Genomic DNA, 15960 nt, shown 5'->3' on the forward strand with positions numbered 1-15960 from the left:
GCCGTCTCAGAGGACCAGGATGGCTTCGACCTCGAACTGGGCCCCCTTGGGCAAGCTGGCCACACCCACGGTGGAACGCGCGGGGAACGGTTGCGGAATCAGTTCGGCCATGATCGCATTGGCCGCGGCGAACTTGTTCAGATCGGTCAGAAACAGCGTGAGCTTGACGATGTCGTTAAGCGAGCCGCCGGCTTCCTTGATGACCGCTTCCATATTGGCGAAGGCCTGGCGCACCTGAGCGTCGAAGTTCTCCGAAACCAGATCGCCGGTGCCCGGCTCCAGGCCGATCTGCCCGGAGAGGTAAACCGTTTTTGAACCCGTTGCGGCCACGGCCTGGGAGTACGGGCCGACGGCGGCAGGTGCCGCGTCCGTATGGATGATCTGCTTACTCATGGGCGACTCCTTGGTAACGAAAAACATGACTATCGAAGTTTAAACAGCAATAGGCACTTGCGAAAGAGGCCAGCTGCCAGGGAGCTGCAAGGTGAGTAACCCTACAATTCCCGGACCTCGGGTTCTGCATCTTGCCATGTTCTTGCCTGCTCTTCGTCCCCGCGCCATCTTTACCCTGGCTGTATTGCTCGTGGGACTCTCCGCAGGCGTGACGGGGCTGCTGCTCTCTTTGCTCCTGCACGCCGTGCAGCATCTGGCGTTCGGCTATAGCCTGGACGATCTGTTTTTCAGCCACCGGGCCTTTCTGGATGGCGTGATGGCCGCCACGCCGCAGCGCCGGGTGCTCGCCTTGACGGCCTGCGGCGTGGTCGCTGGACTGGGCTGGGGGGCCCTCTACCGATGGGGCCGGCCATTGGTCAGTGTCAAGGCGACGCTGGCCGAGCCCGGCCGGACGATGCCGCCGGGCGCCACGCTTGCGCATGCCATTTTGCAGATCCTCACGGTCGGTCTGGGCTCGCCCCTGGGACGAGAGGCCGCTCCGCGCGAGGTGTCGGCCATGCTGGCGAGCGGTCTGGCACGCCATGCGCGGCTGGATGCCGAACAAAGGCGGATACTGGTGGCCTGCGCGGCAGGCGCGGGCCTGGCCGCCGTCTACAACGTGCCGCTTGCCGGCGCCGTCTTTGCGCTCGAGGGCTTGTTGGCCACCTTCCGCTGGCAAGCCGCACTCATCGCGCTGGCCACTTCGGCCGTTGCCGCCGCGGTGGCCTGGCTGGGGCTGGGCATGGGCCTGCAATACGTGATCGGCCCCATGGAAATACATCCCAGCCTGCTGGTCTGGGCCATGCTGGCCGGGCCCGTGATCGGCGTGGTGGCCCATGGATTCTCGCGCATGACCGATGCGGCCCGCCGCAGGGCGCACACCCTGCGTGGCTGGCGCATGCCCCTATTGGCCTTGCTCAACTTCACGGCCATCGGCCTGTTGTCGGTGTACTTCCCAGCCCTCCTGGGCAATGGCAAAGGACCCGCGCAATTAGGATTTGATAGCGCGCTCACGCTCAGCCTGGCCGCCATGCTGCTCTGCCTGAAGATGCTGGTCAGCGCGAGCACGCTGCGCGTCGGCGCTTCCGGCGGTTTGCTCACGCCGGGACTGGCCTGCGGCGCGCTGCTGGCCACGCTGCTGGGCGGCCTCTGGAATCTCCTGTGGCCCGGCGCGCCACTGGGCGCCTATGCGGTGATCGGTGCCGCGGCCTTTCTCGGGACGTCCATGCATCTGCCGTTTACCGCCATCGTGCTGGTCATGGAGTTCACCCAGGTCAATCACAACTTCGTCGTCCCGATTGCCCTGGCGGTGGCCGGCGCGCTGGCCACCGCACGTCTGCTGGATCACGATTGAGCAACAAAAAGCCCGCCATGGATGGCGGGCCTGGGCACAGCATGTCGTGCTGCTTATTTTTCGACGAAGGCGCGTTCGTAGACATAATCGCCCGGCTCGCCCACGCCGGCCGAGACCTCGAAACCACGCGCATCCAGCATGGCGCGGATATCGGCCAGCATGTGCGGGCTGCCGCAAATCATGGCGCGATCGGTTTCCGGATTAAGGGGCGGCAAGCCGATATCCTCGAACAACTTGCCGTTATCAACCAGTTCCGTGATACGACCCTGATTGCGGAAAGGCTCGCGCGTGACGGTCGGGTAATAAATCAGCTTATTGCGGACCACATCACCGAAGAACTCATTATCCGGCAGCTCGCGCCCGATGTAATCGGCATAGGCCAGCTCGCTCACAAAGCGCACGCCATGCAGCAGCACGACCTTGTCGAAGCGCTCATAGATGTCCGGGTCCTTGATGATGCTCATGAAGGGAGCCAGGCCCGTACCGGTGGCAAACAGATACAGGTGCTTGCCCGGACGCAGGTCATCAGCGACGAGCGTGCCCACCGGCTTGCGGCTGACCAGGATGCTGTCGCCCTCTTTCAGGTGCTGCAGACGCGAGGTCAGCGGGCCATCCTGGACCTTGATGCTCAGGAACTCGAGGTTTTCTTCGTAATTGGCGCTGGCGATACTGTAGGCGCGCATCAGGGGCTTGCCTTCGACTTCCAGGCCGATCATGACGAAATGACCGTTATGGAAACGCAGCGCGGCATCGCGGGTAGTGGTAAACGAAAAAAGAGTGTCGTTCCAGTGGTGCACGCTCAGCACGCGCTCAGTATTGAAAGCAGCCATATCGTTGTAGAAGTTGTGACGCCGTGCGACCGCACAGAATGGACCTAGGGTTAGTACCGATTCTAACCCATCCACCTGATAATTGCTCTCATTAATGGTTATACCCATATAGCTGAAAACGGGGTTTGTCCGCCTTTTTTCTGACCTGCCGCTATACACCGCGCGCGCCGCGTGCCCCGCTTTCCGGCCGCAATCAGCCAGAGAAACCTTTCATTTAGTTGAACGAACGGGCGCTTCCTGCTATCTTTCCGAGCTTGTTGATAATCATTTTCGTTTGTGCGGCGCGCCCCCGCGCCCAGCAGGAGACTCGACTATGTCCATAAAGCGTCCCGCCCTCCCGACACTGCTGCGCGCCCTGGCGCTTGCCGGCGCCGCCTCCTTTGCCGCCCAGGTGGGCGCGGCCGAAGAGGTCAGCCTCTACACCACCCGCGAGCCCAAGCTCATACAACCGCTGCTGGATGCCTTCACCAAGGACAGCGGCATCAAAGTCAACACCGTGTTCGTCAAGGACGGCCTGCTCGAGCGCGTCAAGGCCGAGGGCGCGAAGTCGCCTGCCGACGTGCTCATGACGGTCGACATCGGCAACCTCATCGATCTGGTCGATGGCGGCGTCACCCAGCCCGTCAAGTCGGCCACCCTCGAAGAAGTTATCCCCGCCAACCTGCGCGGCGCCGACGGGAAATGGTACGCCCTGTCCTTGCGTGACCGGGTCCTGTACGCCGAGAAGGACCTCAAGCTCGACAGCTTCCATTACGAAGACCTGGCCGACCCGAAGTACAAGGGCAAGGTGTGCATCCGCTCCGGCCAGCACCCCTATAACACGGCGCTCGTGGCCGCCATGATCGCGCACGATGGCGCTGAAGCCACCGAGAAATGGCTGCGCGGCGTCAAGGCCAACCTGGCGCGTAAAGCCGCGGGCGGCGATCGGGACGTGGCGCGCGACATCCTCGGCGGCATTTGCGACATCGGTCTGGCCAATGCCTATTACGTCGGCCATATGAAAAACGCCGAACCGGGCACCGACGCGCGCAAATGGGGCGACGCGATCAAGGTCATCCGCCCGACCTTCGCCGACAAGCAAACCAGCGGCACCCATGTCAACGTCAGCGGCGCGGCCGTCGCGGCTCACGCCCCGCACAAGGCCAATGCGGTCAAGCTGCTGGAGTTCCTGGTTTCCGAACCGGCCCAGACTCTCTACGCGCAAGCCAACTACGAGTACCCCGTGCGCAAGGGTGTCAAGCTCGACCCCGTGGTGGCCAGCTTCGGGCCGCTGACGGTCGATTCCCTGCCCGTGGCCGACATCGCCAAGTACCGCAAGCAAGCCAGCGAACTGGTCGACAAGGTGGGCTTCGACAACTAAGTTTTCCCCTTCTGTGGCGCCACCCGGCGTGGCGCCACAGGCTTGACCCGCCGGCCAAGGCGGACGCGACTTTTCCCGTGGTTTCAACAGGGCGGCCCCAAGGCCGCTTTGTGTTTTTTTCGCAGATGATGCCCAAGCTCTCCCTGGCACGCCCTTACAGCACTGGCCTGCGCGGACGCGGCTGGTTGCTGGCCGCCGCATTGATCGCCCTGGCCGTACTCGCGCCCTTGGCCAGCCTCGCCTGGTGGGCCCTGGACGCGGATCTCGGCCACTGGAACCATCTGGCGGCCTACGTGCTGCCTCAGGCGTTGAGCAATACGGCGCTGCTGCTGCTGGGTGTCGGCGCACTGGTCACCGTGGTGGGCGCCGGCTCGGCGTGGCTGGTGGCCGCCTACGATTTTCCCAGCCGCAGCGTGCTGGTCTGGGCATTGTTACTGCCCTTGGCCGTGCCCACCTACATCATCGCGTTCGCCTATCTCGACCTGCTGCACCCTATCGGGCCGATTCAGTCCGGCCTGCGAACGATTCTGGGCTATGACAGCCCCAGGCAGTTTCGTCTGCCCGACCTGCGCTCACTGGGCGGCGCGATTTTCGTGCTGGGCTTCGTGCTCTACCCCTATGTCTACCTCAGCACCCGGGTCATGTTCATGACACAGGCTGCCAGCCTGATTGAGGCCGCCCGCAGTCTGGGCTCCGGCCGCGCGGGGGTGTTCTTCCGCGTCGCCCTGCCCCTGGCGCGCCCGGCCATTGCCGTGGGCGTGAGCCTGGCGTTGCTCGAAACCCTCAATGACATCGGCGCATCCGAGTTCCTGGGCGTGCAGACCCTGACCGTCTCGGTCTACACCACCTGGATCACCCGCTCCGACCTGGCGGGCGCGGCACAGATCGCCCTGACGATGCTGGCTTTCGTGATCGCCCTGGTGTTGCTGGAGCGACGCGGCCGCGCGCGCCAGCGCTACGCCAATACGCAGCGTATGCGGCCCATGCAACCCCAACGCCTGCGCGGCGGGGCCGCGCTGGCCGCCTGCGTGCTGGGCTGGATCCCGGTCGTACTCGGCTTTGTGGCCCCGGCACTGTATCTGCTGGCCGAGACGTACAAACGGCTGCATCTGGTGGGCGGCGTGTCAGGACAACTGCTCGCCAGCCTGAGCAACACCCTGCTCGTGGCGGCCAGCGCGACGGTCATTACTGTGCTGTGCGGCCTTGCGGTTGCCTGGGCCGCGCGCAATCTCGGCGCGGGCGCCGGCCCCGCCCGCCTCTGCGCCCGCATTGCCAGCCTGGGCTATGCCGTCCCGGGTACGGTGTTGGCCATTGGCCTGCTCACCCCCTTTGCCTGGATCGACGCGGCGGCCGGCCGCTTGTTCGGGCTGCCCGGCATGCTGCTCATGGGGACAATGGCTGCTCTGGTCTGCGCTTACACCATCCGGTTTCTGGCCATCTCCACCGGCAGTATCGAGGCCGGCTTGGCCCGCATCCCGCCCTCTCTCGAACAGGCCTCGCGCCTCCTGGGCGAAAGCGGCAGCGCAACCCTGCGGCGCGTGCATCTGCCGCTCTTGCGCCCGGCGCTGGCCGCCGCGGCTCTGCTGGTGTTCGTGGACACCATGAAAGAGCTCCCCGCCACACTGCTGTTGCGCCCGATGAACTTCGACACCCTGGCCACCTGGCTGTACGCCGAGGCCGCCCGCGGCACTTACGAAGAAGGCGCCGTGGCCGCGCTGGCCATCGTCCTGGCGGGGCTGGCTCCCGTCATCCTGCTCGCGCGCACCAATCTGAAAATGGGACATTGACACCATGGCCGACCTGCTTCAACTCGAACACCTGGCCCTGGGCTACGACACGCCGCAAGGCATCAAGCGCGTGGTCGACGATCTGAGCCTGACGTTGCCCGCCGGGCAAATCGGCTGCCTGCTGGGCGAATCCGGCTGCGGCAAAACCACCGTTCTGCGCGCGATTGCGGGCTTTGAGCCGCTGCGCGCCGGGCGTATTCTGCTCGGCGGCCAGGTGCTGTCTTCGCGGGGCGAGCAAGTGGTGCCCGAAAAGCGCAACGTGGGCATGATGTTTCAGGACTACGCCCTCTTTCCTCACCTCACCGTCGGCCAGAACGTGGCGTTTGGCCTGCGGCGCTTAGCGAAAGCACAGCAACTCGCCCGCGTTGACGAAATGCTGTCATTGGTGGGCCTGGCGCACGCCGCGCAAAGCTATCCGCACGAAATTTCGGGGGGACAGCAACAGCGGGTGGCGCTGGCCCGCGCCCTGGCGCCATCGCCCGGCCTTTTACTGCTCGACGAGCCATTCTCCAACCTGGACGTGGATACGCGGGAGCGGCTGGCTTTCGAGGTGCGCGACATTCTCAAAGCCACCGGCAACACGGCGATTCTCGTCACCCATAACCAGGCAGAGGCCTTTGCCATCGCAGATCGAATCGGCATCATGCAGCAAGGGCGTATCGCCCAATGGGATACGCCCTATCACCTGCGCCACCTGCCGGCCAGCGATTTCGTGCGCGACTACATCCGCCGCGAGGCGCTGCAAGAGCAACGCGAAGCGGCCTATGCCCGGGGAAGCTGACGCGGGCCGGCTCAGGAACGGGGCGCGGGCAAGGGGATGAATTCGGTTTCGTCGCCCGGCACGATCTGCCCGAAACGGTTGCGCTGCCATTCGTCCTTGGCTTGTTCGATACGCTCTTTGCTGCTGGAGACGAAGTTCCACCAGATGTAGCGCGGCCCGTCCAGGGGCTCGCCGCCCAGCACCGCAAACCTGGCATCGCTGCGCGCGCGCAAGGTCACCGGGCTGCCCGCCTTGAAGACCAATAGACGCCCGGCGTCGAACACCTGACCGTCGACTTCCACCGTGCCTTGCACCAGATAAGCGCCCCGCTCTTCGTAATCGGCGGGCAAGACCAGACAGGAACCCTCCCGCATCCGCACATCGCCATAGAACAGCGGCGACAAGGTCTGCACCTGCGAGGTCTGCCCGAACAGGCTACCTGCCACGAGCTGCACACGCACGCCCTCGCCCTCGATGACCGGCTGCGCCTCGCGCCCGTAATGCACGAATCCCGGGTCGGTTTCTTCATGTGCGCGCGTCAACCCCACCCACAGCTGCAAGCCAAAGATGCGCTGCTCGGCCTGGCGGCTCTGCGGCGATGAGCGCTCCGAATGCACGATGCCGCGGCCTGCCGTCATCCAATTGACTTCACCGGGCAGAATGGTCTGCACATGGCCTTTGCCATCCCGATGCACGATGCTGCCGTCATAGAGATAGGTCACCGTGGCCAGGCCGATGTGTGGATGCGGGCGCACATCCATGCCCACACCGGCCGGAAACATCGCCGGACCCATTTCGTCCAGGAACACAAACGGCCCGATAGCGCGCCGTTGCGCCGACGGCAATGCGCGGCGCACCTCAAAACCGCCCAGGTCACTGGTGCGGGGCACGACGATCGTTTCCAGGCTGGTGTGGCCTTCGGGGGTCAGACTCGACATGATCGATACCTCTGCGAGTGGGGCGACAAGCGCCAGGTGGGTGCGCCAGACGAACTCGCGCAGACAAGGGCGGGGCCGCCAGACCCCGCCCGCCTACTTTACGGCAAGTCGAACACCAGCACTTCCGCCTGGCGGCCATCGCTGACCCGGACGGCGGCTTCGTTTTCCAGCGCCACGCCGTCGCCGGCCTCGAGCGCCCGGCCATTGATGCTCACCGCGCCGCGGGCAACATGCACCCAGGCGCGCCGACCTGCCGCCAAGGGCAGCTCGGCCTGCTCGGCCCCGTCGAACAGGCCCGCGTAGAGCCGCACATCCTGGTGAATGCACAGCGACCCTTGCGCGCCATCGGGCGAGGCGACTTGGCGCAGGGCACCCCGCTTCTCGGCGCCCTCGAAGGTCTTTTGCTCATACTCCGGTTCGATGCCGGCCACATCGGGCTCGATCCAGATTTGCAGCATATGCGTGGCCGCATCAGGCTGCGGATTGAACTCCGAGTGCAGCACCCCTCGCCCGGCGCTCATGCGTTGCACGTCGCCCGGACGAATGGTGGATCCGGTGCCCATGCTGTCCTTGTGCGCGACCGCGCCATCCAGGACATAGGTGATGATCTCCATGTCGCGGTGGCCATGCGTGCCAAAGCCCCTGCCGGCGGCGATACGATCATCGTTGATGACACGCAGCGGCCCGAAGCCCATATGCGCGGGGTCGTAGTAGTTGGCAAACGAAAAGGTGTGAAAAGTGTCCAGCCAGCCATGATTGGCATGACCGCGGGCGGCGGCGGGGCGAGGGGTGATCATGATGGGCTCCTTATTCCGATTCGGTGAACGAGTCCAGCCAGACAGGCCAAAACGATCGCTCACTGCATGCTTGTCATTGTGCGCGTTTGCAGGACTCTCCAAGACGACTAGAATTGAACACATCATTCAAATTATTTGAACGATCATGCCCAAGCCCTCCTCCGCCCCGCCGCCGCCCGGCGCCATCACGCCAGACTTGCTCCTGATGCTCGACGCCATTGCACGCCACGGCAGTTTCGCGCGTGCCGCGCGCGAGCTGGGCAAGGTGCCGTCGGCCGTCACCTATGCCGTGCGCAAGCTCGAGGACAATCTGGATGTGCTGCTGTTCGACCGCTCCGGCCACCGCGCCCGCCTCACGCCGGCTGGCCAGACGCTGCTGGAGGATGGCCGGCACTTGCTGCGTTCGCTCGATGACCTGGCCTGCCGTGTCAAACGGATAGCCACGGGGTGGGAGGTCGAGTTGCGCATCGCCGTCAGCGCCGTACTGCCCTTGGAGCCGCTGCTGGATCTCGTGCGCGATTTCCAGGCCCTGGGCGGCGGCACGACGCTGCGCATCAGCGAGGAAGTCCTGAGTGGATCCTGGGATGCGCTGGCTTCTGGCCGCGCCGACCTCATCATCGGAGCCGACGCCTCCGGCACCCCTGCCGGCGCTTATCACAGCACGGCCATGGGCCAGACCCAGCTGGGCTTTTGCGTGGCGCCGCAGCACCCGTTGGCACGGCTAGGCCGCCCACTGACCGCTCAGGATATCGCCGAGCACACTGCCATCGTCGTGGCCGACACCTCTCGGGACCTTCCCCCCCGCACCCGGGGGCTGCTGCACAGCCAGAGCTTGATCGTCATGCCCAATATGCGCGCCAAAATGCAGGCCCAGATCCGGGGCCTGGGTTGCGGCTATCTGCCCATGACGCTGGCTGCCGGACCCATCACTGCCGGTTTGCTGGTGGATTGCCCCATCGAAGACGTCATTGCTCCCACCGAGCATGTCGTCTACGCCTGGCGCGCAGAAAGACCCGGTCAGGCCTTGGCGTGGTGGCTGGAGAAACTACGCTCGCCGCGCCTGTGCGAAAGCCTGCTGGGCGTGAGCTGACCTCAATACCCAATGGCGATGGTCAGAGGAGCCGGCATGGTTGGGGTTGCGGCTCGCAAGCGGGTCTGCGAGCCGCTGGCCTTGCGGATCGTCGCCAGGCGGGCCGGGGCGCGAGCTGCGGGCCGCAGCTCCACCGTACCGGGGTTGCTCGCGGCACAGACCACCTTGAAGGGTTCATCACCCTGCCCGCGCACAAGATGGCACCCCTGTGCGAGATCCAGCTCAAACGTCACCTCGTTGGCCTGCGCGGCGCCACCGGCCACGGCCATGAGCGAGGCAATTACCACGCGTCGAAATACGTTGTTCATAGCACTACTCCTTTCCGATCAAGTGAAGCAGACAGGGAAAGAATAGGACTTGAAGAAGGCCCTTTGAATCATCTACTTCTCGGCGTGCTGTAGGAAAAATCTCGGTCTTCGCGCAGGCCTTCGTCAGGGCGAAAAAAAGCCGCTCATCGAGCGGCTTGGGGAGGCGTCATCGTCATGACGTCAGTCCTCGGCGATTCCCAGTTCGCGCAACTTACGGGTAATGGTGTTGCGGCCAATACCCAGGCGCGTAGCGGCCTCCACGCGGCGCCCGCGGCTGGCGTCCAGCGCGCTTTGCAGCAGGATTTTTTCGAACTGCCGGGTGAGCGTGGCCATGACGGCCGGCTCTCCGCGTTCGAGCCGATACTGCGCGTCCTTGAGCAAGGCGTCCTGCCAATTGCGCGGCAAATCATCGCCGGCAAGCCCCGCCGCCGCCGGCGGATAGGCCTGATGGCTGGGCGCAAGATAGGGGGTATCGCTGGGGCCCGGCACGCGCAGGGGCGGATTGGGCGCGGCGTGCTCCATGGCCCGGATTTCGGGCGGCAGATCATTGCGATCGATGGTCTGGCCGGGCGCCATCACGGTGAGCCAATGACAGAAGTTCTCCAACTGCCGCACGTTGCCCGGAAAATCGAACTTGATCAGCACCGCCACCGCTTCCGGCGTCAGGCGCTTGACCGGCACCCCGAGCGTCTTGGCGCTGGAGGCCAGAAAGTGATTGGCCAGCGCCGGGATATCCTCGGTGCGCTCGCGCAAGGGCGGAAGGCGCAGGCGAATGACGTTGAGGCGGTGAAACAAATCCTCCCGGAACAATCCCTGCTCGACACGCTGCTCGAGCGGCTGGTGCGTCGCGGCGACGATGCGCACGTCGACGCGCACGGGCTGCGCACCGCCCACGCGATAGAAGCTGCCCTCGGCCAGTACCCGCAGCAAACGCGTCTGCAACTCTATGGGCATATCGCCGATTTCATCGAGAAAGAGCGTGCCGCCGTGCGCCTCCTCGAAGCGCCCCCGGCGCAATGTATTGGCGCCGGTAAAGGCCCCGCGCTCGTGACCGAAGAGTTCGGCCTCCAGCAGATCGCGCGGAATGGCGGCCGCGTTCAGTGCGACGAAGGGCCCGCCAGCGCGCGCGCCATGGCCATGCAGCGCGCGAGCCACCAACTCCTTGCCGGTCCCGGACTCGCCGGTGATCAGCACGGTGACCTTGGATTGGGCCAAGCGGCCAATCGCCCTGAAGACCTCCTGCATCGCCGTCGACGATGACTGGGTCATCATGTAGCGCTCGTTGGCGGCAGCTTCGGCGCTGGTCGCGGCTTCGGCCTGGGGCTCGACTTCCTGCATGGCGCGCTGGATGAGCGCCACGGCTTCATTGACGTCGAACGGCTTGGCCAGATAGTCGAAGGCTCCGCCCTGAAAAGCGGAAACCGTGCTGTCCAGATCGGCAAATGCCGTCATGACGATCACAGGCAGGCCGGCGTGACGCTCTTTGATCTGCCGCAGCAGTTCCAGGCCATCGCCGCCGGGCATGCGGATATCGGATACCAGCGCCGAAGGCGTGTCGCGCGTGAGCGCGTCCAGCACATCCGCGGCCTGGGAAAAGCTGCGCGTGGCGATGCCCGCGCGGGCCAGGGCTTTTTCCAGTACCCAACGGATGGCCTGATCGTCGTCAACTATCCATACGGGTTTCATCAAAGGGGCTCCATCGGTAATACCAGGCGGAATTCAGTGTGGCGGGGTCGGGACTCGAACTCGATGATGCCGCCGTGTTGCTGCACGAAGTCTTGTGCCAGGCTCAGGCCCAGGCCAGTCCCGCCCGGTCGGGCGGTCACCAGGGGATGGAAGATGCGGTCTCGGATATGTTCCGGCACGCCGGGGCCGTTATCGATGATGGACAACACCAGCGCCAGGCGATGATGGCGGTGAGCCAGCATGACCTGCCGCGCTACGCGCGTGCGCATGGTGATCTGGCCTCGGGGCACGTCGGGGCCGGGCTTTTGCAGTACCAATTCCTGCGCCGCGTTGCGCGCCACATTGAGTACGGCCTGCATCAGACGCGCGGCATCGCCCTGCAAGTCCGGCACCGAGGCGTCGTAGTCGCGCAGGATGCCGACGTCATCGCGGAACTCGGCCTGAATCAGCGCGCAGACGCGTTCGCAGATTTCGTGAATATTGACCGGACGCGCATTGAGCGGCACACGTTGCGGACCGCTCAAGCGGTCCACCAGTGCCTGCAAGCGATCCGCTTCGGAAATGATGACCTGGGTGTACTCGGCCAAGGCCGGGCTGGGCAGCTCGGCTTCCAGCAACTGGGCCGCGCCGCGCAGGCCGCCCAAGGGGTTCTTGACCTCATGCGCCAGATTACGCAGCAACTCGCGGTGCGACTCGATTTCATCGACCAGGCGATGGTTGCGGTCGGCGAGCACGCGCTGCTCGATCTCGCGGGTCTCGAGCAGCACGGGCCAGCGCTGGCCCGGGCAGGAGACGGTCGTCACCGTGACTTCGATCGATTCGTTGGCACGGCGCAAAGAAGACAGCTGGCGCACGTCGGCGAACTTGCCGCCCACGGCACCATCGATGGAATTCTGTAAGGCTTCAGGGTGATCGAATAGCGTGGGCGCCGCCAGACCGCTCAATTGCTTGCGGGACCTTCCGAAGAGATCTTCGGCAGCCGCGTTGGCGTATTCGATATGGCCACGTTCGTTCAACAGGAAAACGGAGGTGGCGAGCAACTCAAAGGCATCTACATTCGTCATGTGGGCTCCGGGGCGGGAAAGTCGGCGGGTCGAATGACCCGCCCCTAGCGGACTCCGCCCACCGTGTGGACGGAGCCTTCAGCCTCGGCGTATTACAGGCTGTAGTACATGTCGAACTCGACCGGATGGGTCGTCATGCGCAGGCGCGTGACGTCAGCCATCTTGAGCTCGATGTACGCGTCCAGCATTTCATTGCTGAACACACCGCCGCGGGTCAGGAACTCGCGATCCTGATCCAGTGCGGCCAGCGCTTCTTCCAGCGAGGCGCACACGGTCGGGATCTTGGCATCCTCTTCCGGCGGCAGGTCGTACAGATTCTTGTCGGCGGGATCGCCGGGGTGAATCTTGTTCTGCACACCGTCCAGACCGGCCATCATCAGGGCCGAGAAGGCCAGGTAGGGGTTGGCCAGGGGATCCGGGAAGCGGGTCTCGATGCGGCGGCCCTTGGGGTTGCCCACGTAAGGGATGCGGATCGAAGCCGAGCGGTTGCGGGCCGAGTAAGCCAGCTTGACGGGCGCTTCGAAGTGCGGAACCAGACGCTTGTACGAGTTCGTACCCGGGTTGGTGATGGCATTCAGGGCACGGGCGTGCTTGATGATGCCGCCGATGTAGTACAGGGCGAAGTCGGACAGGCCGGCGTAACCGTTGCCCGCGAACAAGTTCTGGCCATCCTTCCAGATGGACTGGTGAACGTGCATGCCGGAACCGTTGTCGCCAACGATGGGCTTGGGCATGAAGGTGGCGGTCTTGCCGTAGGCATGGGCCACGTTGTGGATCACGTACTTGACGATCTGGTTCCAGTCGCCGCGGGTCACCAGGGTGCTGAACTTGGTGCCGATTTCGAGCTGACCGGGAGCCGCCACTTCATGGTGGTGCACCTCAACCGGAACGCCCATTTGTTCCATCAGCAGGCACATTTCCGAACGCATGTCCTGGAAGGAGTCGACCGGCGGCACGGGGAAGTAGCCACCCTTGACGCCCGGGCGGTGACCCATGTTGCCGCCTTCGAATTCCTGGCCGCTGGACCACGGGGCCTCTTCCGACTTGATCTTGACGAAGGTGCCCGACATGTCCGTGTTCCAGGTCACGCCGTCGAAAACGAAGAATTCGGGTTCCGGACCGAAGAAGGCGGTGTCGCCCAGGCCGGAGGACTTCAGGTAGGCTTCGGCGCGCTTGGCCAGCGAGCGCGGGTCGCGGTCGTAGCCCTTCATGTCCGAGGGTTCGACGACGTCGCAGGTCAGGATCAGCGTCGATTCTTCGCGGAAAGGATCCAGATTGGCCGTGTTGACATCGGGGATGAGCAGCATGTCGGAGGCTTCGATGCCCTTCCAGCCCGGGATCGACGAACCATCGAAAGCCTGGCCGCTTTCCAGCTTGTCTTCATCGACAGTGTGGGCCGGCACCGAGACGTGGTGCTCGCGGCCGAGCGTGTCGGTGAATCGGAAATCCACGAACTTGACTTCGTTATCGGCGATCTGTTTGAGAACGTCTTGTGGGCTTGCCATGTCATCTCCATTGGGTAAAAGCGTCACGGGCATAGCGCCCGACAGGCGTAGAAAGCTAAAGCAATATGCGTGCCAGGTTTATCCCAGGGGAAATCCCGAGGCGGTACACAAGCTGAGCTGAATTTAGCACCGTTATGGTGCAAAACATAGGGCATAAAGGCCCTATGTTGGTGCAGATCAATTACAGGAAGATTTCCTGCAAATCGTTCAGGAAGCGCCATCCCAGGGCGGTGGCGCGCAGGCGGGTCGGGTCGGGATCCAGCAGCCCCCGCTGCGTAGCCGCCTCCAATTGGTGCGCGATGGCGGCCAGTGATAGCCCGGTGCGCTCGGAAAAGGTGCTTGCCGCCACGCCCTCTTTCAGACGGAGCGCATTGAGCATGAACTCAAAAGGCAGCTCTTCCGGGCCCACCTGGCGGCTTTCGGCGATGTGGCTGCCATCGCGCGCCATGGCTTTGACCATCCAGGACTCAGGATTGCGATGCCGCGCCTCGCGGATGATGCGGTCATGAAAGGACAGTTTGCCGTGCGCGCCCGGCCCCAGGCCGAGGTAGTCGCCAAACTCCCAATAATTGACATTGTGTTTGCTGCGCGCGCCGGCGCGCGCGTACGCCGACACCTCGTAGCGGGCCAGGCCTGCCTGCGCCAACGCCGCCTCGACCGCATCCTGCATCAGGGCGCTGGCGTCGTCGTCGGGCACTTCAGGCGGATACTTGGCAAAGACCGTATTGGGCTCGAGCGTCAGGTGATACATGGACAGATGCTCGGTGCCGAATGCCAAGGCCTGCCGGACATCATCCAGACAGGCCGCCAGATCCTGCCCTGGCAGCGCAAACATCAGATCCAGATTGACGCGCGACACAGCGCGCTGCGCCATGTCGATGGCCGCCCGCGCCTGCGCGGCGTCATGGATGCGCCCCAACTTGTGCAGTTGGGCGTCATCAAAACTCTGAATACCCAGCGACAGCCGGGTCACCCCGCTGGCGCCATAGTCCAGAAAACGCCCGGCCTCAGCCGTACCCGGATTGGCCTCCATGGTGATCTCGGCATCGGGCAGCAAATTCAGGCAGGCGCGCAGCATGGCCAGCAACTCGTCCAGGCCGGCCGAAGACAGCAGGCTGGGCGTCCCGCCGCCAATAAAGACCGAGATCACCTGCCGGCCCCATATCAGCGGAACGGATTGCTCCAGGTCGGCGCGCAAAGCGTCCAGGTAGGCCCGTTCGGGAATGTCCTGGCCTGGCGTGGCGTGCGAGTTGAAATCGCAATAGGGGCATTTACGCACGCACCACGGCACATGCACATACACCGAAAGCGGCGGCAAACTGGTCAGCGCCGCGCCGGCGGGGACGAGCACGGCGGATTTGGCCGGCGCGGCACCGGCCAGCCTGATGGGTATGGTGATAGCCATTCCGCTCAGAGTGCCTGCAACTTGCTCAGCACCACATGCAGTGCGCGGGCGCGATGGCTGACGGCATTTTTCTCGGCGGGCGGCAACTGGGCCGCCGTCTGACCCAGGTCAGGCAGATAGAAGTAGGGATCGTAGCCAAACCCGTGATCGCCCGCGGCCGAGTGCGCGATTTCGCCGTGCCAGTAGCCCTCTCCAATCAAGGGACAGGGGTCTTCGGCGTGGCGCACCAGCACCAGCAGGGCCACATACCAGGCACGCCGGTCGGCCTGCCCCTGCAGCCGCTCGAGCAGCAAAGCATTATTGGCGGCATCGGCTTTGGCTGCGCCGGTTTCACGCTGCGCGTAACGGGCGGAGTACACGCCGGGCGCGCCGCCCAGGGCGTGGACGCAGAGCCCCGAATCATCGGCCAACGCCGGCAGCCCGGTAGCCAGGCTGGCGTGGCGGGCCTTGGCCAGCGCATTCTCGACGAAAGTGACGTGAGGCTCTTCGGCCTCGGATACGCCCAGCTCGCCCTGGGGCACGAGCTCAATGCCCAGCGGGGCAAACAGCGCGGCAAACTCGCGCAGCTTGCCGGGATTGTTGGACGCCAGCACGATGCGGCGTAAGGAAGGAGGAATGGCAGCAGACATGAGCGCTATTGTAAT

15 protein-coding genes are annotated in these 15960 nt (G+C 64.4%); 5 read left to right on the forward strand and 10 right to left on the reverse strand.

Features of this window, described 5'->3' with window-relative positions; all coding sequences use genetic code 11:
• Nucleotides 1–6 precede the first annotated feature (6 nt).
• The gene (locus tag CAL22_RS10990) at nucleotides 7–393 is read right to left on the reverse strand and encodes a Rid family detoxifying hydrolase (protein ID WP_094813052.1); all 387 of its coding nucleotides are present in this window, start codon (nucleotides 391–393) and stop codon (nucleotides 7–9) included.
• A gap of 136 nt (nucleotides 394–529) precedes the next feature.
• On the opposite strand from CAL22_RS10990, the gene CAL22_RS10995 reads away from it, so the two are divergent.
• On the forward strand, nucleotides 530–1786 hold the full coding sequence (locus CAL22_RS10995; protein WP_094813053.1) for a chloride channel protein: 1257 nt from the start codon (nucleotides 530–532) through the stop codon (nucleotides 1784–1786).
• 53 nt (nucleotides 1787–1839) lie between these two features.
• On the opposite strand, the gene CAL22_RS11000 is transcribed toward CAL22_RS10995, so the two are convergent.
• Nucleotides 1840–2616, reverse strand: a complete 777-nt coding sequence (locus CAL22_RS11000; protein ID WP_094813055.1) for a ferredoxin--NADP reductase — start codon at nucleotides 2614–2616, stop codon at nucleotides 1840–1842.
• A 313-nt stretch (nucleotides 2617–2929) separates the two neighbouring features.
• Between CAL22_RS11000 and CAL22_RS11005 the strand changes: the two genes are divergently transcribed.
• The 3 genes from CAL22_RS11005 (at nucleotide 2930) to CAL22_RS11015 (ending at nucleotide 6544) form a co-directional block, all read left to right on the forward strand.
• The gene (locus CAL22_RS11005) at nucleotides 2930–3976 is read left to right on the forward strand and encodes a Fe(3+) ABC transporter substrate-binding protein (protein ID WP_094813057.1); all 1047 of its coding nucleotides are present in this window, start codon (nucleotides 2930–2932) and stop codon (nucleotides 3974–3976) included.
• Nucleotides 3977–4104: 128 nt separating this feature from the next.
• The gene (locus tag CAL22_RS11010) at nucleotides 4105–5763 is read left to right on the forward strand and encodes an ABC transporter permease (RefSeq protein ID WP_167383620.1); all 1659 of its coding nucleotides are present in this window, start codon (nucleotides 4105–4107) and stop codon (nucleotides 5761–5763) included.
• A 4-nt stretch (nucleotides 5764–5767) separates the two neighbouring features.
• Nucleotides 5768–6544: an ABC transporter ATP-binding protein gene (locus tag CAL22_RS11015; RefSeq protein ID WP_094813059.1), complete on the forward strand. Its 777-nt coding sequence runs from the start codon at nucleotides 5768–5770 to the stop codon at nucleotides 6542–6544.
• Between the two features lie 11 nt (nucleotides 6545–6555).
• Here CAL22_RS11015 and CAL22_RS11020 read toward each other — a convergent pair whose 3' ends face one another.
• Together CAL22_RS11020 and CAL22_RS11025 are read right to left on the reverse strand one after the other, a co-directional pair.
• Nucleotides 6556–7461, reverse strand: a complete 906-nt coding sequence (locus CAL22_RS11020; protein ID WP_094813061.1) for a pirin family protein — start codon at nucleotides 7459–7461, stop codon at nucleotides 6556–6558.
• A gap of 98 nt (nucleotides 7462–7559) precedes the next feature.
• Nucleotides 7560–8258 carry a pirin family protein gene (locus CAL22_RS11025; protein ID WP_094813062.1) on the reverse strand — a complete coding sequence of 233 codons (699 nt, stop codon included), beginning with the start codon at nucleotides 8256–8258 and terminating at the stop codon, nucleotides 7560–7562.
• 145 nt (nucleotides 8259–8403) lie between these two features.
• On the opposite strand from CAL22_RS11025, the gene CAL22_RS11030 reads away from it, so the two are divergent.
• A complete protein-coding gene (locus CAL22_RS11030; RefSeq protein ID WP_094813064.1) occupies nucleotides 8404–9348 on the forward strand; it encodes a LysR family transcriptional regulator in 945 nt (314 codons plus the stop codon).
• A gap of 2 nt (nucleotides 9349–9350) precedes the next feature.
• On the opposite strand, the gene CAL22_RS11035 is transcribed toward CAL22_RS11030, so the two are convergent.
• The 6 genes from CAL22_RS11035 to rdgB form a co-directional block, all read right to left on the reverse strand.
• Nucleotides 9351–9656 (reverse strand): hypothetical protein, encoded by a 306-nt coding sequence (locus tag CAL22_RS11035; RefSeq protein ID WP_094813066.1) that lies wholly within the window; start codon nucleotides 9654–9656, stop codon nucleotides 9351–9353.
• 180 nt (nucleotides 9657–9836) lie between these two features.
• Nucleotides 9837–11342 (reverse strand): nitrogen regulation protein NR(I), encoded by a 1506-nt coding sequence (gene ntrC / locus CAL22_RS11040; RefSeq protein ID WP_094813068.1) that lies wholly within the window; start codon nucleotides 11340–11342, stop codon nucleotides 9837–9839.
• Nucleotides 11342–12406: a nitrogen regulation protein NR(II) gene (glnL, locus tag CAL22_RS11045; RefSeq protein WP_094813070.1), complete on the reverse strand. Its 1065-nt coding sequence runs from the start codon at nucleotides 12404–12406 to the stop codon at nucleotides 11342–11344. Before glnL ends, ntrC begins: the two co-directional genes overlap by 1 nt.
• 92 nt (nucleotides 12407–12498) lie before the next feature.
• Complete coding sequence (gene glnA, locus CAL22_RS11050; RefSeq protein WP_094813072.1) at nucleotides 12499–13911, reverse strand: type I glutamate--ammonia ligase; 1413 nt, start codon at nucleotides 13909–13911, stop codon at nucleotides 12499–12501.
• A 181-nt stretch (nucleotides 13912–14092) separates the two neighbouring features.
• The gene (gene hemW, locus CAL22_RS11055; protein WP_094813074.1) at nucleotides 14093–15316 is read right to left on the reverse strand and encodes a radical SAM family heme chaperone HemW; all 1224 of its coding nucleotides are present in this window, start codon (nucleotides 15314–15316) and stop codon (nucleotides 14093–14095) included.
• 5 nt (nucleotides 15317–15321) lie between these two features.
• Nucleotides 15322–15945, reverse strand: coding sequence for an RdgB/HAM1 family non-canonical purine NTP pyrophosphatase (gene rdgB / locus CAL22_RS11060; protein WP_094813076.1), 624 nt, complete (start codon nucleotides 15943–15945; stop codon nucleotides 15322–15324).
• Nucleotides 15946–15960: the final 15 nt, after the last annotated feature.

Origin of the sequence: Bordetella genomosp. 12 (assembly GCF_002261355.1) — a bacterium.
In the GTDB taxonomy this organism is placed as follows: Bacteria; Pseudomonadota; Gammaproteobacteria; order Burkholderiales; family Burkholderiaceae_B; genus Bordetella.